This is a genomic window from Kolteria novifilia (genome assembly GCA_007748055.1).
GTDB lineage: Bacteria > Planctomycetota > Planctomycetia > Kolteriales > Kolteriaceae > Kolteria > Kolteria novifilia.
Map to the genome: position 1 here is coordinate 5,230,138 of CP036279.1, position 21,108 is coordinate 5,251,245.

The 21,108-nt window shown below is 61.5% G+C and carries 15 protein-coding genes; 9 read left to right on the forward strand and 6 right to left on the reverse strand.

The window, feature by feature from the left end:
- Positions 1 to 133: 133 nt before the first annotated feature.
- From Pan216_RS19160 to Pan216_RS19180, 5 genes are all read left to right on the forward strand, one after another.
- Positions 134 to 1,861, forward strand: a complete 1,728-nt coding sequence (locus Pan216_RS19160; protein ID WP_419192730.1) for an NCS2 family permease — start codon at positions 134 to 136, stop codon at positions 1,859 to 1,861.
- Entirely contained in the window at positions 1,858 to 2,841 is a 984-nt protein-coding gene (rfaD, locus tag Pan216_RS19165; protein ID WP_145260402.1) for an ADP-glyceromanno-heptose 6-epimerase, read from the forward strand. Before Pan216_RS19160 ends, rfaD begins: the two co-directional genes overlap by 4 nt.
- Positions 2,842 to 3,088: 247 nt before the next feature.
- Positions 3,089 to 4,012 (forward strand): HDOD domain-containing protein, encoded by a 924-nt coding sequence (locus Pan216_RS19170; protein WP_145260404.1) that lies wholly within the window; start codon positions 3,089 to 3,091, stop codon positions 4,010 to 4,012.
- Between the two features lie 12 nt (positions 4,013 to 4,024).
- Entirely contained in the window at positions 4,025 to 5,953 is a 1,929-nt protein-coding gene (locus tag Pan216_RS19175) for an ATP-binding protein (RefSeq protein WP_145260406.1), read from the forward strand.
- Positions 5,954 to 6,124: 171 nt separating this feature from the next.
- Positions 6,125 to 7,045 carry an SMP-30/gluconolactonase/LRE family protein gene (locus Pan216_RS19180; protein ID WP_419192731.1) on the forward strand — a complete coding sequence of 307 codons (921 nt, stop codon included), beginning with the start codon at positions 6,125 to 6,127 and terminating at the stop codon, positions 7,043 to 7,045.
- Positions 7,046 to 7,402: 357 nt separating this feature from the next.
- Here the strand turns inward: Pan216_RS19180 and Pan216_RS19185 are convergent, their stop codons facing one another.
- Complete coding sequence (locus Pan216_RS19185) at positions 7,403 to 8,416, reverse strand: PLP-dependent cysteine synthase family protein (RefSeq protein WP_145260410.1); 1,014 nt, start codon at positions 8,414 to 8,416, stop codon at positions 7,403 to 7,405.
- A gap of 312 nt (positions 8,417 to 8,728) precedes the next feature.
- Here Pan216_RS19185 and Pan216_RS19190 point away from each other — a divergent pair, with 312 nt between their 5' ends.
- The 3 genes from Pan216_RS19190 (at position 8,729) to Pan216_RS19200 (ending at position 12,596) form a co-directional block, all read left to right on the forward strand.
- On the forward strand, positions 8,729 to 9,883 hold the full coding sequence (locus Pan216_RS19190; protein WP_145260412.1) for a hypothetical protein: 1,155 nt from the start codon (positions 8,729 to 8,731) through the stop codon (positions 9,881 to 9,883).
- A 217-nt stretch (positions 9,884 to 10,100) separates the two neighbouring features.
- Positions 10,101 to 11,279: an FG-GAP repeat domain-containing protein gene (locus Pan216_RS19195; protein ID WP_419192732.1), complete on the forward strand. Its 1,179-nt coding sequence runs from the start codon at positions 10,101 to 10,103 to the stop codon at positions 11,277 to 11,279.
- A gap of 192 nt (positions 11,280 to 11,471) precedes the next feature.
- A complete protein-coding gene (locus Pan216_RS19200; protein WP_145260415.1) occupies positions 11,472 to 12,596 on the forward strand; it encodes an FG-GAP repeat domain-containing protein in 1,125 nt (374 codons plus the stop codon).
- Between the two features lie 99 nt (positions 12,597 to 12,695).
- Here Pan216_RS19200 and Pan216_RS19205 read toward each other — a convergent pair whose 3' ends face one another.
- From Pan216_RS19205 to Pan216_RS19220, 4 genes are all read right to left on the reverse strand, one after another.
- A complete protein-coding gene (locus tag Pan216_RS19205; protein WP_145260417.1) occupies positions 12,696 to 13,451 on the reverse strand; it encodes a succinate dehydrogenase/fumarate reductase iron-sulfur subunit in 756 nt (251 codons plus the stop codon).
- On the reverse strand, positions 13,451 to 15,364 hold the full coding sequence (locus Pan216_RS19210) for a fumarate reductase/succinate dehydrogenase flavoprotein subunit (protein ID WP_145260419.1): 1,914 nt from the start codon (positions 15,362 to 15,364) through the stop codon (positions 13,451 to 13,453). The genes Pan216_RS19205 and Pan216_RS19210 overlap by 1 nt, the downstream gene beginning before the upstream one ends.
- On the reverse strand, positions 15,361 to 16,131 hold the full coding sequence (locus Pan216_RS19215) for a succinate dehydrogenase cytochrome b subunit (RefSeq protein ID WP_145260421.1): 771 nt from the start codon (positions 16,129 to 16,131) through the stop codon (positions 15,361 to 15,363). Before Pan216_RS19215 ends, Pan216_RS19210 begins: the two co-directional genes overlap by 4 nt.
- 647 nt (positions 16,132 to 16,778) lie before the next feature.
- Entirely contained in the window at positions 16,779 to 18,101 is a 1,323-nt protein-coding gene (locus Pan216_RS19220; protein ID WP_419192733.1) for a fatty acid desaturase family protein, read from the reverse strand.
- Between the two features lie 438 nt (positions 18,102 to 18,539).
- Here Pan216_RS19220 and asnB point away from each other — a divergent pair, with 438 nt between their 5' ends.
- Positions 18,540 to 20,519, forward strand: coding sequence for an asparagine synthase (glutamine-hydrolyzing) (asnB, locus tag Pan216_RS19225; protein ID WP_145260424.1), 1,980 nt, complete (start codon positions 18,540 to 18,542; stop codon positions 20,517 to 20,519).
- A 58-nt stretch (positions 20,520 to 20,577) separates the two neighbouring features.
- On the opposite strand, the gene Pan216_RS19230 is transcribed toward asnB, so the two are convergent.
- Complete coding sequence (locus tag Pan216_RS19230) at positions 20,578 to 20,895, reverse strand: hypothetical protein (protein WP_145260426.1); 318 nt, start codon at positions 20,893 to 20,895, stop codon at positions 20,578 to 20,580.
- Between the last annotated feature and the right edge of the window lie 213 nt (positions 20,896 to 21,108).

The window sequence follows — 21,108 nt, forward strand, 5'->3', positions numbered from 1 at the left end:
GACGTCATCCCGCCCCTTACAGGAATGGATACCCTCTTGATCCTCGTCAACGAGACATTCGGGTCGTTCCGACCGTTTCGCCGCTCCAGGTCGCGACCGCGAACGTTCGGTGCCGAGGAGGAATAGCAAGCCGATGCGACTGCTCGTCCCGCGCGATATTGATGGGTTCTTTGGTCTCTTCGTCGACAACTTGGTCCAGTTGCTGCTCATCGTTCAGCTAACCACGATCCTGTGCGGCATGTCGGGCGATCAGAGTCACTTCGTCTATCAGCGTATTCTCCCCGGCGCGGCGGTCTCCATCCTCCTGGGCAACATTTTCTATGCTTGGCAGGCCCATCGGCTCGCGGGTCGAACCGGCCGCAAGGATGTGACCGCCCTGCCCTACGGCATCAACACCGTCTCGCTGCTGATCTTCGTCTTCTTCGTCATGGTTCCGGTCTATCAGGAGACCAAGAGCGCCGAGGCCGCTTGGCGAGCGGGACTGATCGCGTGCCTGGGGAGCGGGCTGATCGAGTTTGTCGGCTCGTTCTTCGCGGAACGGATCCGAAAATCGACGCCTCGCGCCGCGCTGCTCTCGACGCTGGCGGGAATCGCGATCGGCTTCATTGCGATGAGTTTCGCCCTGCAGATCTGGACGCGTCCCATCGTCGCGTTGGCCCCTCTGGCGATCGTCTTGGTCACCTACTTCAGCAACGTTCGTCTGCCACTCGGTCTTCCCGGCGGCTTTCTGGCGATCGTGGTCGGAACCGCGATCGGCTGGGGCGTCACCGCTCTGGGCTGGCTCTTCCCGGACGCGACGCCGCTCTCGATTGTCCCCAGCGCGGCCCTCTCCCCCGAAGCGGTCGCCCACGCCTGGGAACAACGGGCCTGGACCTGGCCGCACTGGTGGGGCAATGAGGTCATGGACCTGCTCAAGTCGCCCGCCGAATGGCTTGGCTACCTCACCGTGATCGTGCCGATGGGCATCTTCAACGTCATCGGCAGTCTCCAGAACATCGAATCGGCCGAGGCGGCCGGCGACCCTTACGACACCCGATCCTCTCTCGCGGTCAACGGCATCGGGACGATCATCGCCGCCCTCTTCGGAAGTTGTTTTCCGACCACCATCTATATCGGGCATCCGGGCTGGAAGGGACTGGGCGCCCGGGCGGGTTATTCGACCCTCAATGGATTGGCGATCACGCTGATCTGTTTCACCGGAACCGTCGCTCTGGTTCAGTCGATCGTGCCCATGGAGGCGGCGGTGGCGATCGTTCTTTGGATCGGCATCGTCATCACGGCGCAAGCGTTCCAATCGACGCCCTACAACCACGCTCCCGCCGTGGCGTTGGGACTCTTCCCGGCGATCGCCGCTTGGGGAGCCACCGTCACCTACGGGGCGTTTATGAGTGCGGGAGGCAAGACGCTCCAGGAGTTTCTCACCGCCTCGCCGACGGGCGAGCTCAACGGCTATCTCCTTCAAGGTCTGCTGGTCACCGAGCGTGGCTACATCTTCACCTGCATGATCATCGCGGCCATCTCCGCCTGCCTTGTCGATCGCGCCTTCCGGCAAGCCGCGATCTGGTCGGTCATCGCCGCGGTTCTGACCCTCACGGGCATGATGCACGCCTACCAGCTCTCCGGGAACGTGATCGACTACCTGCTGCTCGGAACGTCGGCCGCCGACGGGGCGCTCACCTACCGCGCCTACGACGTCGCGATTGGCTACGTGACGATGGCGATCATCTTCTTTTGGTTCAGCGCGACCAACAAGAGTATCGAGGCGACGAGCGCGACTTCTCCCCACGACGGGCCCCCAGGCGAAGCTCCCGCGCGCCTCGACAATTCATCCACCGGCACCACGGAAGGAACCGATCCATGATTGTCGTCACCGGAGGAACGGGCTTTATCGGGTCGAACCTCGTCGCCGCCCTTGAGGAACAGGAGGTCGGCGAGATCGCGGTCGTCGACAGTTTCGGGGTCGGCGATCGCTGGAAGAATCTCGCGAAGCGCGAGTTGGCCGCCGTCGTCGCTCCCAGCGCCTGCATCGACTACCTGAACGCCAATAAGCAGAAGGTCGAGATGATCTTCCACATGGGCGCCATCTCGTCGACGACCGAGCAAGACGTCGATTTGATCATCGCCAACAACTTCACCTTCAGCCTCGCCCTTTGGCACTGGTGTGCCCGCAACCAGGTCCGCTTCGTCTACGCCTCCTCGGCGGCGACGTACGGCGATGGCTCTCGAGGATTTCGCGACGATCAGACTCCCGACGCGCTGGCCCAACTGCGTCCTCTGAACGCCTACGGTTGGAGCAAGCACCTCTTCGATCGCCGAATCATCCGTCTCGCGAGCGAGGGGACCAAGCCTCCCCAGTGGGCCGGGTTGAAGTTCTTCAATGTCTACGGACCCAACGAATACCACAAGGGGGACATGAAGAGCGTCGTCGCCAAGTCGTACCCTGTCGCGGCGAAGGGGGAGACGGTCCGGCTCTTCAAATCGCACCATCCCGAGTTCGCCGACGGAGGGCAATTGCGCGATTTCGTCTCGGTCAACGACTGCGTGAACGTGATGTCGTGGCTGCGGGAGCATTCCGACGTCAACGGAATCTTCAACCTCGGCACGGGAAAGGCGCGTAGTTTCGCCGATCTGGTCCGCGCGGTCTTCTCGGCCCTGGGCCGCGAGCCTCAAATCGAGTACATCGATATGCCCGAGAACCTACGGGATCGGTATCAGTACTACACGCAAGCTGAAATGAGCCGATTGACGCAGGCGGGATACGACCGGGCGTTCCTGAGTCTCGAAGATGGTGTCGCGGACTACGTCAAACGGTACCTCAGCCAAATGGACCCCTACCGCTAGTCGGAGCGGTCGCGTCGCGCCCAAACTGGCCAATAGCTTGGATTCTCCGCTATTTGCTGCTATAGTTGTGCAAAGCATTCGGCTGCCTGATCCAGTACCCCTCATACTGGAAACAGATGATCGCGAGTCGTGGCGCAGGGAGGTGATCGATCGCGGTGGACCACCCGCCATTACTCCGCCGCGTCCCTGGGGTTTCAACGACACTGGCTCATCAGATGAGTAGTCCCCTACGGATCCTTGAGCAACCATGACAAGATCATCCTCTGGACAGATCTCCTTGGCGGAGCAATCGGAGTCACGGTATCGCCGTCCGAAGCAAAGCGCCGCCCCCTCACTATCCCAGCTCGTGTCGAAGATCGACACGGTCTCCAGCCTGCCTGAAGTGATGACCCGAATCCTGGGCGTCGTGAACGACGATTCCGCGTCGGTGGCCGACCTGAAGGACGTGGTCGAGGGAGATCCCTCCCTCACCAGCCGGGTGCTTCGGACCGTCAACTCGGCGGCTTACGGTCTGCGAAATCGCGTGGAGAGCATTCACCAAGCGATCGGTTTTCTCGGCTTTCGCGAGGTTCGCAATCTCGCGGTCACCGGGTCGGTCGCGGAGATTTTCCGCGAGGAGATGGTGATCGGCCGCTACCATCGCCGCGGACTCTGGAAACACCTGATCAGCACCGCCGTCGTCGGGCGCATGGTTGCACTGCGTTGCGGCCTTCCCAATTTTGATGAAGTCTTCATGGGCGGGCTGCTACACGACTTGGGTATCATTCTACTTGACCAACATCTCCACGAGGAGTTTGTCAACGTTGTCACCGAGGTGAAAGACGATGACGTTCACTACCTCGTCGAACGGGAAATGTTGGGATTCGATCACATGCAGTTCGGCGCTCTGGTCGCCGAGAGTTGGAAGCTTCCACCGAGCACCGTCGCGGTCATTCGCTTCCACCACGAATCGGAAAAGGCACCCAAGGAACACCAGAAGGTCGTCTTCTGTGTTCAAGTGGCCGACTTTCTCTGTCACAAGAAAGAGATCGCCTCAATTCCCGACGGCGCGCGCATCGCCCCGAGTGGTGAAGTCTTTTCCGCGATCGGACTGGGACGCGAGGATGTTACCGTCGTCTGGCAAGACATCGAGCCCGAACTGGAACGGCATCGGATGCTGATGGAGATTTGACGGAGCCGGAGCTTGGAAACCCTAAGCACGCTACTTTCGGACATCTTCGGTTCCGGCTCGACCGAGTGCGAAGCCGACACCCTGCTACGACCTCTCTTCGTCAAGCTCCGCGGATTCGGTGTCGCCGACATCTGGGTGGTCGACCACACCGGTAGTGTCCTCGCAAATCAACACGTCGACAAATCAACGCCGCCCGTTCCCGAATGGTTGGACGTGAAGGACACCTTCGCGGCAACGGATCTCCCGGACGACGGCGCCCTCTTTCAGCTCCGACTTGCCAAGGAGACCGGCAAGAGCGGCCTCTTGATTGGCCAGCTCGTCGAGGGAACGGGCACGTCAGGACTCGCGAAGCTCCGGGAGGATCTTCCTTGGCTTCGCCTCGCCAGCAACTACGTCTACCAAACGCTAACCCGACAAGCCGAACTCCGCGAGGAACGGACGCGGATCGACCAATTCACCCGAGAACATGAGGCGTTTCGGGCCGATCACGAACGCATCGTCTTGGCGAACCTCCGCGAGCGCGACGCCCGGCTCAAGGAACAACAGTCCTATCTCGAACGGCTCGAGCAGGAGGTCCAGAACCGGACCAAGGAGCTTCGCAAGCACGCCCTGCAATTGGAAGTCGCCAACCAAGCCCTCGAACGGGCCAACCAGGAACTAGAGATCGAGGTCCGAGAACGCCAGCGAATCGAGGAGCAACTCAGGGCGGCTCGCGAGACGGCCGAAGATGCCAACCGCTCCAAGAGCGAGTTCCTCGCAAACATGAGCCACGAGATCCGAACGCCGATGACGTCGGTCTTGGGGTTCACCGACGTCTTGCTCGAGGATCCCTATATCCAGGAAGCCCCCTCGGAGCGCCTTCACGATTTGCGGACGATCAAGCGAAACGCCGAATACCTGCTCGAGATCGTCAACGACATCCTCGACCTCTCCAAGATCGAAGCGGGCCAGCTCAACATCGAGCGGATCTCCTGCCATCCCGCGCAGATCGTCGCCGAGATCGGGTCGCTGATGCGCGTCCGAGCGGAAATGAAGGGCCTCCTGCTTAGAATCGCCTACATCGGCAAGATCCCCGATATCATTTGCACCGACCCGACGCGGCTGCGTCAGATTCTCATCAATCTGATCGGCAACGCGGTCAAGTTCACCGAAGCCGGAACGATTCACTGCTCCGTTGAGCTCGACGCGCCCGCCGCGAACGAGCCGATGCTGAGGTTCACCGTCAAGGACACCGGCATCGGCATGACCGCGAAGCAAGTCCAGCGACTCTTCCGCCCCTTCTCGCAAGCCGATACGTCGACAACAAGGCGTTTCGGGGGAACGGGGCTCGGATTGACCATCAGCCGTCGACTGGCTCAGGGGCTCGGTGGCGACATCAGCGTCGTGTCGACTCCCGGGCGGGGCAGCACCTTCATGGTCAGTGTCGCCACCGGTCCGCTCGATGGTGTCGGCATGATCGATCTCGGTTCCCTCTGCGACGTCGCCGACCGGAAACAGGTGGCGGGCAATACCAACGCACCGCAGGCCAAGCTCAAGAGTCGCCGAATCCTGGTCGCCGAGGATGGCGTCGACAATCAGCGACTGATCAAGTTCCATCTCGTGCGTGCCGGCGCGGAGATCGACCTGGTCGACAACGGCAAAGCGGCCGTCGACTTCGCGCTCGAGGCCAAGCGCGTCGGCCGACCCTACGACGTCGTGATCATGGACATGCAGATGCCGATGATGGACGGTTACCAAGCGACTCGCGAACTACGTTCCCAGGGCTACGAACATCCCATCATCGCCCTGACCGCCCACGCCATGACCGGCGATCGCGAGAAGTGCCTTGAAGCCGGTTGCGACGACTTCGCCTCGAAACCGATCGACCGCAAGCGGCTGATCGAGCAGCTCCATCGCCAAACCACCTCGATGCCCAGTCCGATCGCTTCCAACAGCCCTTAGACAGACCGTCGAACTATTCGTTCGTTGTGGTGGCATGTCCTCGCTCGAGGGCGTAGCATGGCCGACGAGCATCACCCACCCAGCTCGCCGAGTCGAGCCCGCCGGACAAGACGCGACCGAGGCGACCCGTGGTCGACCTCACCTCGGCGGACATCACCAAAGGACATCACCATGAAACACCTGCCGTCGATCACCCTGATCGCCCTGTCGATCGTCTCCTCCGCGTCCATGCTGCAAGCGGGGCCCCCGCCGGGGCTCGTGGCGCCGGGCGGGGAAGTCAAGAAACTCGCCGATGGCTTCCTCTTCACCGAGGGGCCCGCGGCCGACGTTCAAGGCAATGTCTACTTCACCGACATCCCGAATCAGCGGATTCACCTCTGGAGCACCGACGGCAAACTCTCCACCTTCACCGATCAGTCCGGACGAGCCAACGGTCTCTACTTCGACAAGCAGGGTAACTTGATCGCGTGCCAGGGCGCCGCTCCGGGAGGCAAGCGACGGGTCGCGAAGTACGGCTCCTCCGCCGACGACGTCAGCATTGTCGACGAGTACGCCGGCAAGAGGCTCAACAGCCCCAACGATCTGTGGATCGATCCCAAGGGGGGCATCTACTTCACCGATCCACGCTACGGCGATCGCGAGGACCTGCAACAAGATGGGGAACACGTCTACTACATCGCTCCGGGAGCGAAGGAGGTGAAGCGCGTCGTCGACGATCATGTTCGTCCCAACGGCATCGTCGGAACCCCCGATGGAAAGACGCTCTACATCACCGACAACGGCGGCAAAAAGACCTATCGCTACTCGATCAACGCCGACGGAACGCTGGGCGACAAGAAAGAGTTCTGTCCGGAAGGGGCCGACGGCATGACGTTGGACGAGAAAGGCAATCTCTACCTGACGACCAAGGTCGTTTCGATCTACAATCCCGCCGGCAAGCGCATCGGCGAGATCGTCGTTCCCGAGCACCCGGCCAACGTGACCTTCGGCGGCCCCGACGGTAAGACGCTCTTCATCACCGCCCGTAAGGGACTCTACGCCATCCCGATGGCCGTCCAAGGAGCGCTTCAGGCCGGCAAGGCCGGTTCCTAGTCCTCCGATCCGGGAAACTCGCGAATCATCTCACAACGCAATGCGTGACCGATCCGAGTGCCACTGGTTTGGGTGCCACTGGTTTGGGTGCCATGCCCACGCCTGCGTGGGCATGCTGAAGAGTCTCACGCCTGCGTGGGCATGCTGAAGAGTCTCACGCCTGCGTGGGCATGCTTGAAAAGATCACGCCTGCGTGGGCATGCTGAAGAGTCTCACGCCTGCGTGGTCATGCTTGAAATTCCACGCTCGCGGAGACGCACGCTTTCGAGAACAAGAAGGAACGCAAAAGGGCCGGCACGACCAACGTCGACCGGCCCTCCTAGCTATCTTGAGTTGACCGATTGCCCTCGGAGCCACCTAGCCCGATTCGCGGCTGCCGTTGTCGCAGATACAGGTGCAGATCCGCTTGCCCTTGTAGGCCGGGTCATTCGCGAGCTTGGCAATCGCCGCCAGGTTCGCCGCCGAGGTCAATCCCGTCGGAATCCCCTCGAGGCGACCAACTTTGCTCTGCCAGGCGGCGGCATCGTCGTTGGAGACCTTCATGGTGCGATCGAGCAGATCGCGATCGACGTTCTTCGCGACGAATCCCACACCGATGCCGTGCATCTGATGCGGGGAATGCTCGCCGCCGGAGAGCGCCGCGGAAGCCTCGGGCTCGACGGCGATCACCTCGATGTTGGGATTCTTCTCTTTCAGATACTTGCCCACTCCGGAGAGCGATCCGCCCGATCCGACGCCAAGCACGAGGACGTCGACCTTGCCGTTGGCGTCTTCCCAGAGCTCCGGGCCCAAGGTGTCGTGGTAGGCCTGCATGCTGACCGGATCGGAGAACTGGTCGGCGAACCACGAGTTGGGCGTCTTCTCGGCAATCGCCGCCGCCTTCTCGTGGGCACCCTTCATGCCTTCGGCGGCCGGCGTGGCGACGACATCGGCGCCAAGCTGCTGTAGTGTCGCAACCACTTTCGGCGAGACGTTGTCCGGAATCACGATCGTCGTCGGGATCGACTCCGCGGCGCAGACCGACGCCAGCGCGATGCCGAAGGGACCCGCCGACGCGGCGACGACACGGGGATCGGACGAGAGCTTTCCTCCCTTGCGGGCCGAGTCGATCATCGACCGGGCGATCCGGTCCTTGTGACTGCCGGTCGGGTTCATCGTCTCCATCTTGGCCAGGACTTGCGGCCCCTGCTCGGGAAACGCGCGGGACAAGTGGACCAAGGGCGTCTTGCCGCTGGCTTGGCTTCCGTGAGCGATCGTGTTCGCGGACTGCCCATCCTGCTGCTCTTGGGCCAACGCCGTGCCGGTGGCACTCGCTCCGACGACACTCGCCGTCGCCGACCACTGAAGAAACGCCCGTCTTGAAGTCGCCATGCCTTGTCACCTTCTTCGGGGGGATAGAGTGTTACGACAACTCTCGACCGCCATCGCCAAGGAGAAACGCTCTCGGTCAGTGGCGTGGAGGAATCAACCTGTCCTGGCGAGGATACTGAGTTGTGAAGCGGTAGGAGTGAAGTCTTCGTGAAGTCCCCGGTCAGCATGGCGCCGAGAGAATGACGCGTCGAACGGAGCGGCTCGCCCTCCACAATATTCACCAAATCTTCATGAAATACTTACCCGATCCCCCTAGTCATCCCAGCGGGCCAACTGCACGATTCAATCCCAGCATCCCAAGGGGAACTGCACATGAGAAAAGTGCGCGAACAACGTCGCCGTTCATTTGAAGTGGAACGACTCGAAGAGCGTGCCGTGCCGAATGCGGATCTGCCGGTCGCTCCGGAGGCTTTCCTTGCGTCGAGCACCGAAGTCAACGAACTCGACTTCATCCCGGGGACGGTCAACTTCGGGTTCTCTGCCTTCCTGGAGGCCGAATCGGGTTTCTTCATCGATGGACGGCAAGTCCTTCCCGACGGGCAAGGAAACTTTCCGTTCAATCGGGTCGCGGACTACGAGGGCGATGGCGACCTCGATCTGTTCGTGGTGGCGGGGGCCGTGGACGATCCGGGTCCCTATGCGGACGTCTCGAGCGTTCACATCTACGACTATCAGTCGGTCCTTGGCGGCATCCCCGAAGAGTTGGCGAGCATTCCTGTCTTCGAAGGCTACCAAGGCGGCTTCTCCGACTTCACGATCCTTCAGTACGATACCGACGAAGAGTTGGAACTCGCTTTCGTCGCCGGCGATCCGACCGTCGAGCGCCACTTGCTGATCGCGGAACTCAGTGACGACGGCGAACTCACTCCCGAATATAGCGACATTCCGTTTCCCGGTTTTCGCGGTCGGGTTCTGCTCGCGACGGGTCCGGAACTGATCGCTCCCGACGGATCGACCCTCCCGCAAGAACTCTTCGTGACCGCCGATGCCGAGCAGCTCGACGGTGACCACTACATTCACACGCAGGTCATCGAACAGGGAGCGGTAGTCCAGAACTGGGTTGCCGACACCGGCGCCAACAATTTGACGGGGACCGGCGTCTACGATTTGACCGGAACGGGTACGCCCGTCCTCATCACCTACTTCGCCCCAACCGATGGCTCGACCCCCTTCGCGCGGGCCTTTGAACCCGACGGCACCGAAACGACGTTCCCCTTACTCGATTCGACGCCGGTCAATGCCGCGCTCGAGGACGCGTTGGGAGCGACGGGCACGATCGGCGAGATGGTCGCCTACTTGCGAATCCGTTCGATCGACACCGAGGATCCGACCCTCTTCGCAGGCGAAGTCGCCATGCTTCAGGAGGGAGCGACCAACCCCGATCGGTATCTCACCGTCTTCGCGCTAAACCCCTTGGATCCCTCGGCGCCGGAGGTCCTCCAACTCGTTCAAACCGCCGTCGGCTAATCGAACGACTGTCGCCAACCTCGGAGACCGACAAGGGCATGGATTCCTGTCGGTCTCCTTCGCCGGAATCACCCGGTGATGCCCGATCACTTCGACGAATTCACTAGATCTTCAACTCGCTCATCCACGCCACTTCTACGGTAGTACCGAACGAACCTCCTACCGCTCCCGCGCGCCCCAGGGCGATTATCAACCCTCATGCATGGAGACAGCTAGCGTGGTCCAAAAACCAGACATGCGCCCTTCGAACCGAGCCATCGCATCCCCGTTATCACTCGAACAGCTCGAGGATCGCTACGTACCGGCGACCGACCTGGGGGTGGAGCCGCCGAGCACGAGTGAAGAGACTTTCATCGACGTCGACCACTACCTGGCGGCGGGACGGGAAGGGACCATTGAGGTCGTCGATGTCGTCGAAACGAATCTGAAAGGACTGAGACAGGTACTCCCCTATGGTGACCGGACCCGGCCACTGACCGAAGAGGCCGATATCGATGGCGATGGCGATCTGGAACTCGTCGTCGCCCCGATGTTCCACTTCGAGCGCGAGTTCGTTGGCCAAGCCGAATCGCGCGTGTGGGTGTACGACTACGAACGCCTCCTCGCTGGCCAGACCGACCCCGAGTTGTCGTTCGTCATGTTCTCCGGCTACCGTGGTGGCGCGTCCGGCTTGGAAGTACTCGACGTCGACGGCGACGGCACGGAAGAGATCGCGTTCGTCGCGGGTGGCCGCGACACGCAACGTCACCTGAAAATCGTCAAACTCTTTCCCGAAGGGCCCGAGGAACAGTTCAGCCAGATCCTCTTTCCCGGCTTCGAGGGACTCGTTCGACTCGTGGGCCATCCAGGAGTTCCAACCGAGCCTACCGACCACCCCGCCCCGCTTTGGGCCATGGCGGAAGTCTTGGATCCATCCGGCGAGGGCGTGCTCTATTCTCACTCGCAACAGTTTGTTCAGGGAGCCATGACCCAGAACTGGATCACTCCCGTCAACAGCCTCTTGACCGATCCGGTCCGCCTCAACGACGCGTACGTGAGTGATCCCGATCGCGACGGTCAACTCGACTTGATTCAGGTCTTCGTCGACGAGACCTCGCCGCAAAGAAGCTTTCCGCTGGCCTTCCAACCCGACGGCACCGCCTTGGACGCCCCGACGTCTGACAACATCGATCGGGTCTTCGCTCAACTCGACGCGGAGATCGAGGAGCGCCTTCCCCCGGAACGGCGCTCGGGGTCGCTTCGCCGGATTCAGCGTCTCTCCGACGACGTGATCGCGGCGACGGTCGCCGTCCGCCTCGGGGACTCGACGTTCGCCCGCTATGCGATGCTGTTCGATCTCAACCTCGCCGAAGCGGCTCCCATTCCGGAGGTGACGCTCTTCGAACGTTTCCTCTGAGCAGTTCAACCTCCCCGGCGAATTCACGAGAACTTCAACTCCGCTGGCCAATCCGCCAGTACTGTAGTTTCGAGTAACTTTCCTTCCGTCCCGACGAGCCGACAAGCTCTCGTTCACCCTCAATGCATGGAGACGACTAGCGTGGTCCAAGAGCTACACGTTCGGCGTTCGAACCGAACCAAGAGTTCGTCCTTGTCCCTCGAACACCTCGAAGATCGCTACGTGCCGGCCACCGACATCGGCATTGACATCGAGCCGCCGGTCGCGGCCCAAGAGGGCTTCGTCGACTTCGAGCACTACTTCGCCCCCGGCGATCAAGGCACCGTCGAGGTCGTCGATGTCAATGCGGCGACACTTAACGGCCTGCGTCAAGTCCTGCCCTACGGGGATCACACCATTCCGATCCCCGATGTCGCGGACATCGATGGCGACGGCAGACTCGAAGTCGTCGTCGTTCCGCTGTCGACCCACCACGAGGAGTTCGTCGGCCAGGACGACGCCCGCGCGTGGATCTACGACTACGAGAGCCTTGCCGCCGGCTCCGCCGATCCGGAAGCCTCCTTCGTTCTCTACGAGGGCTATCGTGGCGGCGTCGTCGGCTTTGAACTCTTCGACTTTGACGGCGATGGGACCGAGGAGATCGCGGTCGTCGCCGGCAATGCGGGCGTCGTGCGACACCTGAAAGTCTTCTCGTTCCAGGGCGGCGTTCCCTTGGAACTCCTCAGCACCAATCCCTTCGGCGACTATCAGGGAATCGTCCGACTCACGGCGGTCGAACAAGTCGAGCCGACCGGCGAAGCGGCTCCCCTCTGGGTCACCGCCGATGTCACCGAAGACGTCGATGGAGCATTCGTCACCCTCTACACCGACTCGGTGGAGATCACCGAGGGAGTCGTGACCAACCGCTGGCTCGCGGAACTCGACGCACCGCTCCTGCTCACCGATACCTACGTCAGCGATCCCAACCGCGATGGCGTCAACGATCTGGTTCAGGTCTTCCTCAGTGACGAGACCGATCCGCTCTCGAGCATGCCGCTGGCGTACCAACCTAACGGCACGCCCCTGACCGCCGCGGAGACCGCCAACCTCGATCAAGTCTTCGCACTGTTGGATGCTGAAATCGAGACTCGGCTGGGATCCGCGCTGGAGCGAATGAACCTCCGCCACATCGAATTGGTCGCCAACGACGTGATCGCGATCACGGTCCCCGCTCGTTTTGAAGGGGACGAGGTCGGGCGCTTCGCGATGCTGCTAAACTTGAATCTCGCCGAACCGATTCCGGTTCCCGAGATCACCCTGTTCGAACGTTACATCTAACTTGTCGTCGCTTGAAGCGACGATCAAGAAAAGGGAAACGGGAGCAACCGCCAAGAGGGGCTGCTCCCGTTTCGTTGTTTGAAGTAGTGGCGATGACGATCAAGCGGTCGCGGAAGTCCCGGCGAGCTTCGCCTTGACGTACTCGCGATTCATCGTGTGGATGTTCATGATGCTGATCTGCTTGGGGCAGACCGCTTCGCACTCCTGATAGTTCGTGCAGTTGCCGAATCCGGCGTCATCCATCGCCTTGACCATGTTGACGACGCGCTGATGGCGTTCCGGCTCGCCCTGGGGCAAGTGGGTGAACTGCGAGACCTTGGCCGAGGTGAAGAGCATCGCGGAGGCATTCTTGCAGGCCGCGACGCACGCCCCACAGCCGATGCACGCCGCCGCGTCGAATGCCTCTTCCGCCTCGTCCTTGGCGATGGGAAGGGCGTTGGCGTCGGGAGCGCCTCCCGTGCCCACCGAAACGTACCCGCCCGCCTCGATGATGCGTTCGAAGCCCGAACGATCGACGACCAGGTCCTTGATGACCGGAAAGGCGCGGGCGCGGAACGGTTCAATGACGATCGTGTCGCCGTCGTCAAAACTGCGCATGTGCAGTTGGCACGTCGTCGTGTTCTCCGGTCCATGGGCCACGCCGTTGATGTGGAGCGAACACGCTCCGCAGATGCCCTCGCGGCAGTCGTGATCGAACGCGATCGGCTCCTCGCCCTTCTCGATCAACTCCTCGTTGAGGATGTCGAGCATTTCGAGGAACGAGGTGTCTTCGGTGATGCCGGAGACCTTGTGGGTCTCCATGCGCCCCTGCTTCTTGGGTCCCTCTTGGCGCCAGACCATCACGGTGAAGTTCATTACTTGTAACTCCTGGTAGCCAACTTGACCGACTCGAAGCTGAGGGGTTCCTTGTGGAGGTGGGGAGACTTGTTCTCTCCCTTGTGCTCCCAGCAGCTCACGTAGCAGAAATCGTCGTCGTTTCGCTTCGCCTCGCCTTCCTGGGTTTGGAACTCCTCACGGAAGTGAGCGCCGCACGACTCCTTGCGATCGAGAGCGTCGTGGCAGAGCAACTCGGCGAACTCCAGGAAGTCCGCGACCCGACCCGCCTTCTCGAGCGAGACGTTGTAGTCGTCGGCGCCGCCGAGGACGCGAACGTTCTCCCAGAACTCCTGCCGCAAGGGAGGAATGAGTTCGAGGGCCTTCTTCAGCCCCGCCTCGTTCCGCGCCATGCCACAGTATTCCCACATGATCTTGCCGAGTTCGCGGTGGAAGGAGTCGACCGTCCGCGACCCGTTAACGCTCAGGAGTCGCGTCACCCGCTCGCGCGCGGCTCGTTCGGTCTCCTTGAACTCGGCCTGGTCGGTGTCGACACTCGTCTTCGGCTGCTTGGCGAGAAAATTACCGAGCGTGTAGGGAATGACGAAGTAACCGTCCGCGAGCCCCTGCATGAGGGCACTGGCCCCAAGCCGGTTGGCGCCGTGGTCGGAGAAGTTGGCTTCTCCCAACACGAAGAGTCCCGGGATCGTGCTCATGAGGTTGTAGTCGACCCAGACGCCACCCATCGTGTAGTGCAGCGCGGGGAAGATCCGCATCGGCGACTGATAGGGATCCTCGCCGGTGATGCGCTGATACATGTCGAAGAGGTTGCCGTACTTTCGCGAGATGACATCTTGGCCATCGCGGGCGATCGCGTCGCGGAAGTCGAGATAGACCCCCAAGCCGGTCGGCCCGACGCCCCGTCCCTCGTCGCAGACCTCCTTGGCGCTACGCGAGGAGATGTCGCGCGGTGCGAGGTTCCCGTAGCTCGGATACTTGCGTTCGAGGTAGTAATCGCGTTCGTCGTCGGGGATCTCGTTGGCCGGCCGCTTGTCCTCGGTCGACTTGGGCACCCAGACGCGACCGTCGTTACGGAGCGACTCGGACATGAGGGTGAGCTTCGACTGATGCTCGCCCGAGACCGGAATGCACGTCGGATGGATCTGCGTGAAGCAGGGTCCGGCGAAGAACGCACCTCGCTTGTGCGCCCGGTAGGCCGCGGTGACGTTGCAGCCCTTCGCGTTGGTCGAAAGATAGAAGACGTTGGCGTAGCCCCCCGTACACAAAAGCACGGCGTCGGCGGCCCACGATTCGATCTTGCCCGTAACCAAGTTGCGGGTCACGATGCCGCGGGCCTGGCCGTCGACGACGACCAGATCGAGCATCTCGGTGCGCGAGTGCATCTTGACTTTGCCGGCGTGGATCTGCCGAGCGAGCGCCTGGTAGGCCCCGAGCAGAAGTTGCTGACCGGTCTGGCCACGAGCGTAGAAGGTTCGCGAGACCTGGGCACCGCCAAAGGAGCGGTTGTCGAGCCAGCCGCCATATTCGCGAGCGAAGGGAACGCCCTGAGCGACGCACTGGTCGATGATACTGGTGCTCACTTCCGCCAAGCGATAGACGTTCGCCTCGCGCGAGCGGAAGTCGCCACCCTTGATGGTGTCGTAGAAGAGCCGATAGACCGAGTCGTTGTCGTTCTGATAGTTCTTGGCGGCGTTGATACCACCTTGAGCCGCGATGCTATGGGCGCGGCGCGGGCTGTCGTTGTAGCAGAAGGCCGTGATGCTGTAGCCCAGCTCGGCGAGACTCGCGGCCGCCGACGCGCCGGCCAACCCGGTCCCGACGACGATGATGTGGTACTTGCGTTTGTTGTTGGGACTGACGAGTTTCATGTCCCGCTTGTAGTCACGCCACTTGGTTTCCAGTGGCCCGGAGGGAACTTTGGAGTCGAGCTTCATGACTGGTCTCCCCTCCGCCCGGCTGGATCGGGCATCACATCGATCATGTTCGTTTCCATCTCCTCGAGAGCCTGTTGCTCGATCACCGAATCGGGGAGTCGAAGATTGCCGGTCAGGACCGCCAGCGGGATGGTGATGTAGCCGAAGCAGATCACCGTCGCGACGATGGGCCCGACCTTCTCGATGTATCCGCGAAAGCGAGTGGCGGTCCATCCGAACGTTTCAAAAACACTAGTCATCGCGTGCGACAAGTGCAGGGCCAGAAAGACCTGCGCGAGAATGTAGATCGCGGAGACGCCGCCGGTTTGGAAGCCTTGCACGACCATCGTGTAGACGTCGGTGACCTCCTTGCCCTTGAGGTCGGTCGTGTAAATGTGCTCGGGGGGCGGAACGGCGTGGAAGGTGAATTGGAGCAAGTGATAGACGACGAAGAGAAGGATCATCAGGCCGGTAAAGAGCATGTGCCGCGAAGCGAAGTCGGCCCGGAGCGTCTCCTCCTGAAAGTACTTGTCGGGCCGTGCCTCTCGGTTCTGGCGGTACAGCTCCAGTCCGAGGTAGATGTGCACCAGGAAGATCGACAGGATGACCAGGCGTGCCGGCCAAACGACGTACGGCATCTCCTTGAGTTTCAGCGCGTACGCGTTCAGCGCGTCCGGACCGGCGTAGATCAGCAAGTTTCCCGCTAAGTGGCCGACCACAAAAAGAAAAAGACCGATGCCGGTGACAGCCATCACCAGCTTCCGGCCGACCGATGTCGTCGCCAGCATCCTTTAGTGACCCCTTACGCTATAGGCTGGGCGGACCCGCGGGAGATCGTCGGAGATCTTCCAGGCAACAGGGACAGTGAACCGCTTGCCATGGCAAGCCAATGGGAACTCAAGCGGTAGGCCTTGCTCGTCCGGTACCCGCCCGTACGTTCGACGACCCCGTCCTCCCACGGCCCAGGTGTCGAACCAAAGACAGTACCTTCGCTATACGAATGATATAGCTTTGGTCGAGAAAGGTGAGCCAACTTGCCCTGAATCGCCACGAATCCGCAAGAGAGTCGCGCCAAGCTCGGCCGCCGTTGGACTTCCTTGGGTGCCATGCCCACGCTTGCGTGGGCATGCTTGGAGGGATGACGCTTGCGTGGGCATGCTTGGAAGGATGACGCTCGTCGTGGGCATGCTTGGAAGGATGACGCTCGCGCGAGCGTCCATTGATTCGGCACGCTCCCTCACGATGGGAAACCGGGAGGAACAACTCGGACTTGCGCCATCGCGACCCAATGTGCTGATTGGTAGGTTCGCTTCATGAAAGCTAAATCTTCATCCCGTGCGGAAGATTGCCCCATCACAAGCGGTTCCCGCATGGCCACGGCGCGCGGGCATGGCACCCAAAGGTCTCTTTGGCAATGAATGAACCAGCTAGGACACTAGCGGACCAGTGTCGAGTTCCGAAGTGACCGCTCCGAGAGCCCTCGGTTCGAGGAACTCACGCGGACACCTCCCCGCGATCCCGAACGCGGCCCGGGCGTCACCACGTCGAGAATGCTCGGCCGACCCGATTCGTTCGCGAAGGTCCCCTCGCACTCGACGACCTTCTCCGCGTACTCCGGGCAGTAACGACGCAACGTCTCGTGCAACTCCCGCAAGCGGTAGTGCGGCACCGCGGGGAAAAGGTGATGGGTCAGGTGGATGTCCTGCCCGTAGACGAAGACCGCCCAGCGCGTGAGCGGGTCGCAGAAAAAGACACGCGAGTTGGTCAGGCGTCCCCGATCGGCGTTGGCGTGCTGGTAGACATCGCGCAGCAACATGAAGTACGCGAACGAGGTCACCAAAGGCACGTACCACAACAGGACGAGCCACCCACCCCAATTCCTACCCGTGAGATAGCCGAGCCACGCGAACGCGGACACCAGCCCCGTCATATAAGCGAGCCGCATGCACGCGGTCACCTTGCTCGAAGAGACCGACTTGATCGGCGCGACGAAAAAGGCCCGCTCGGGAAAGAGCCAAGCGGCGCCCGTCCCCACGAGCAAGAAAACGGCCGGCACCAGCGCCAGGAGCCAGGAAGATGGGGAGTAGGCATTGATAATCCCCAGGACAACGATCAGACTGACGACGTAGAGCACGCCGAGGACCGATGTCAGCCGGATATTGACCACGACTTCCTGCTTCGCCTTGCCCCGGTCGGCGTAGGGATTGCGCCCGCCGCCAAGAACGGAGAGTTGGAGCACATCCCACAGGTACACGAGCAGAAACGTCGGCAGAAAGAAGCGGAAGTAGTAGTTGAAGACAAAATCGCTCCGCGACATCGGGAACCGATCCATCATCTTCGAACGGCCGATGTTCGCCAGATCGGGATCCCGCTCCCAATCGTTGGTGAATTGGTGGTGGGCGAGGTGCACCAAGCGATATTGATGCGTTGTCGCGAGTATGGGAAACATGCAGAGGAAGTCGGACGCGAGTTCGTTGAGCCAACGGTTCCTAAAGAGCACGTAGTGCGAGGCTTCATGACCGAGACCCGCGAATCGATGTTGAACGCCGCCGATCGCCACGATCGCCAAGAGGACCACCGGGACGTCCCATAGCCAGTGCATCCCGTGAACGATCCGGTTCTCGTGAAACGCGATCGTGAAGAGCACAATCGCGGCGAGCGTCAAATAGTCGACGAGTAAGTAGCCGAAGTTGGTGATGTTGTCCGGCTCGCGCAGCGGAGCGATCCGCCGATGCAACTCGCGACTTTTCAGCTTCAATCCTGACCGAGCGGTTCCCATGAGGTCACTTGTGTCGAAAGAAACCACGCGGCGGACCGTCTTCCATCATCCCCGTGGGTTAACTCGTGTTCCCCGCGACTTCCGGTGCGAGGGCCCAAGATACTGCCGAACGACGGTGGCTCCTGGAAATTCTTCGCCGCCCTTGGCCTCGAGCCAAGTCTCCCGGCGGGCGATCGCGTTGATCCCGCGATCGTCGTCCCCAGACTCCCTGGTCGACACTCGACGCAATCACCGTGCCAAGCAGAAGATCGGCCCCGTGAACCGGTCGTAATGGATACTCCGCTCTGGCGGGCACCGATTGACCTGCTTCGTCGCGGAAGCGACTCACTGGGGTCTCTCTATCGCCAATACTAGGTAAGATAGGAAGCCTGGGTGAAGCGATAATTCGCGGCCCACGCGTGGAAAGGATGACGAATCGTGTGTGGAATTGCCGGCTTTGTCAATTTGGAAGGTGATCGGCCCATCGAGGTCGACATGATCGAACGCATGGCCGAGGCGATCGAGCATCGCGGCCCCGACGAAGACGGCTTTCTCGTCGAACCGAACCTCGCCCTCGCCAATCGACGCTTGAGCATCGTCGGTCTCGCCGACGGCCGCCAACCGATCTTCAACGAGGACGAATCGATCGGGGTCGTCTTCAACGGCGAGTTCTTTGACTACCCCGAGAAACGAGCCTGGCTCGAAGACCGCGGTCACGTGTTCCGCACCAACTGCGACACCGAACTACTCGTGCATCTCTGGGAGGAGTTCGGCGAAGGACTCTTCGACCACCTCCGCGGTCAGTACGCGTTCGCCCTCTACGACCGGCGTCAGAAGATCCTGATCCTCGGTCGCGACCGCATCGGCATCTGCCCGCTCCACTGGGCCAAGCGCGGCAACCGGCTCTACTTCGGTTCGGAGATCAAGTCGATTCTCGCCTCCGGCGAGGTCACGCCCGAAGCCGATCCCCGCGGCCTCGATCACATCATGACCTTTTTCGCGATGGGAACCCGGCGTACCGCCTTCAAGGAGATCAGTGCGGTTTTGCCGGGAAGTTATTTGAAGATCTCGCTCGCCGGCGATGGACCCGCCGAGATCCGCGAGCACATTCACTGGGAACTCGACTTCCCCGATCGCGGCGAGGAATACGACCCGCGCGACGACAACCGCTTGGTGGACGAGTTTAGCGAAATCTTCTTCCGAGCGGTCGACCAACGACTGCGAGCCGACGTTCCGGTCGTGGGCTATCTCAGTGGCGGGGTCGACTCGACCACGGTGATGGCGACCGCCGCGAAGATCCGTGGTGCCGCGGTCCCCGCGTTCACCATCCGCATTCCGACGCCCGGTCTCGACGAAACCGACCGCGCCCTGCTCGCGGCTCGCACGATCGGCGCCGACCCGACAATCCTTACCTGCGGCAGCGAAGAGATCGCCGCGGCCTACCCGAAACTCGTCCTCGCCTCGGAAAGCCCGGTGATGGACACTTCCTGCGCCGCGCTTTATTGCCTCGCGGGCGAAGTCCGCCGTCAGGGCTACAAAGCGACGATCACCGGCGAGGGAGCCGACGAAGCCTTCGCGGGCTATCCCTGGTTCAAGACCAACCGCTTGCTCAACTTCCTTGATGGTCAGCGCATCAAGCCGAGCAATCTGGTCCGACGCGCCTATCTCCGGCTCACCGCCAAGCACATCCCCTGGGCCAACGCCCAACGGATCCAATCGATCGTCGGAGGCCCCCACGCGGCGCTCGACCTTTACGGCTTGGTCAGTCTCTCGCGCAGTCGCTTCTACTCCAGCGACATGTTCGAGCAACTCAATGGGCATATCGCTTACGAAGATATCCCGATGAACCTGGGACGCATCAAGCGTTGGCATCCGCTCAACCAGTCGCTCTATCTCGGCTACAAGGTCATGCTCCCTGGGCTGCTGATGAACCACAAGGGCGACCGGCCGGCGATGCACAACTCGATCGAGGCACGGTTTCCCTTCCTGGACGAAGAGGTCATCTCCTTCTGTTCACGGCTTCATCCTCGCTACAAACTGAAAGGACTGCGGCGCGACAAGCACTTGCTGCGACTCTTCGCCTCGCGGATGCTTCCCCCGGAGATCGCCGATCGCCCCAAAGCGATGTTCCGAGCCCCCTTCGCCAACACGTTCTTCGAGAATCCGCCCGCGTTCGCCAATCAACTGCTCAGCGAGGAGTCACTTCGTCGGACCGGCTACTTCGACCCCAAAAGTGTCCTGGAGTACCGCAACAGCTACCAGACCTACGGCTGGGGATCGGGCAGGCGGCTCACGCTCGAGATGGGACTCACCGGCGTGATGGGCATTCAGCTCTGGCACCACCTCTTCCTCGGGGGCGGGCTGTGCGATTTGCCGACATGGACCGCACCAACTCCCGCCGCATCGATGGCCCACTAGACTCGGTCAAAACCGGCGGATCTGGCCGTCAATCCGCCAGCGGCAAAACGTTGGAGAATCAACAGCTCGAGCGACAAACGCTGACGCGGCACGAGATGTTCGCCCGCGAAAGTAGACGAACGCCGCAAGCGATCGCTTCGCCGACGAGCGTCCTGCCGCCAAGATAGCGACGAATCAGCATCGAACTGCCCAGGTGACTCAGGATCACTAGCGAGCCGCCCACTATCGGCGATTCCGCCGCGGAGCCGTCGAACGGGAAGTGCGCGAGCAGCCCGCGCGAGAGCAATTGGGCCGCGATTCCCGCGAGTCCCCCAACGCCCCAAGCGGCCCAGAGTCTGCGGGTACAAGCTATCCGACGCTGAGAAGAGCCGCTCACGACGCGTTCCCGAAGAGGGGCAATGGTTCGTATGAAGCCGCGCGAGCCAGACGTCGACGATTGACTAGTGGCGTCGCGAGGCCAAGGCCGGAGTGCCCGGCCGAAAGCTAGGCAATCTAGGCAACCACATTCTTGATGGGATTTGGCCGTTAGAACCGGAAAAGGGAGCGTTTCGGCGCCTTTTTGGAAAGAAACGTCGTCTGAATCGACGGA

Excerpts from the sequence above, each read along its gene's own strand:
- Pan216_RS19215 (WP_145260421.1), bottom strand. The coding sequence starts at position 16,131 with ATGCTGGCGACGACATCGGTCGGCCGGAAGCTGGTGATGGCTGTCACC.
- Pan216_RS19160 (WP_419192730.1), top strand. The coding sequence starts at position 134 with ATGCGACTGCTCGTCCCGCGCGATATTGATGGGTTCTTTGGTCTCTTC.
- Pan216_RS19210 (WP_145260419.1), bottom strand. The coding sequence starts at position 15,364 with ATGAAGCTCGACTCCAAAGTTCCCTCCGGGCCACTGGAAACCAAGTGG.
- rfaD (WP_145260402.1), top strand. The coding sequence starts at position 1,858 with ATGATTGTCGTCACCGGAGGAACGGGCTTTATCGGGTCGAACCTCGTC.
- Pan216_RS19190 (WP_145260412.1), top strand. The coding sequence starts at position 8,729 with ATGAGAAAAGTGCGCGAACAACGTCGCCGTTCATTTGAAGTGGAACGA.
- Pan216_RS19170 (WP_145260404.1), top strand. The coding sequence starts at position 3,089 with ATGACAAGATCATCCTCTGGACAGATCTCCTTGGCGGAGCAATCGGAG.
- Pan216_RS19205 (WP_145260417.1), bottom strand. The coding sequence starts at position 13,451 with ATGAACTTCACCGTGATGGTCTGGCGCCAAGAGGGACCCAAGAAGCAG.
- Pan216_RS19180 (WP_419192731.1), top strand. The coding sequence starts at position 6,125 with ATGAAACACCTGCCGTCGATCACCCTGATCGCCCTGTCGATCGTCTCC.
- Pan216_RS19185 (WP_145260410.1), bottom strand. The coding sequence starts at position 8,416 with ATGGCGACTTCAAGACGGGCGTTTCTTCAGTGGTCGGCGACGGCGAGT.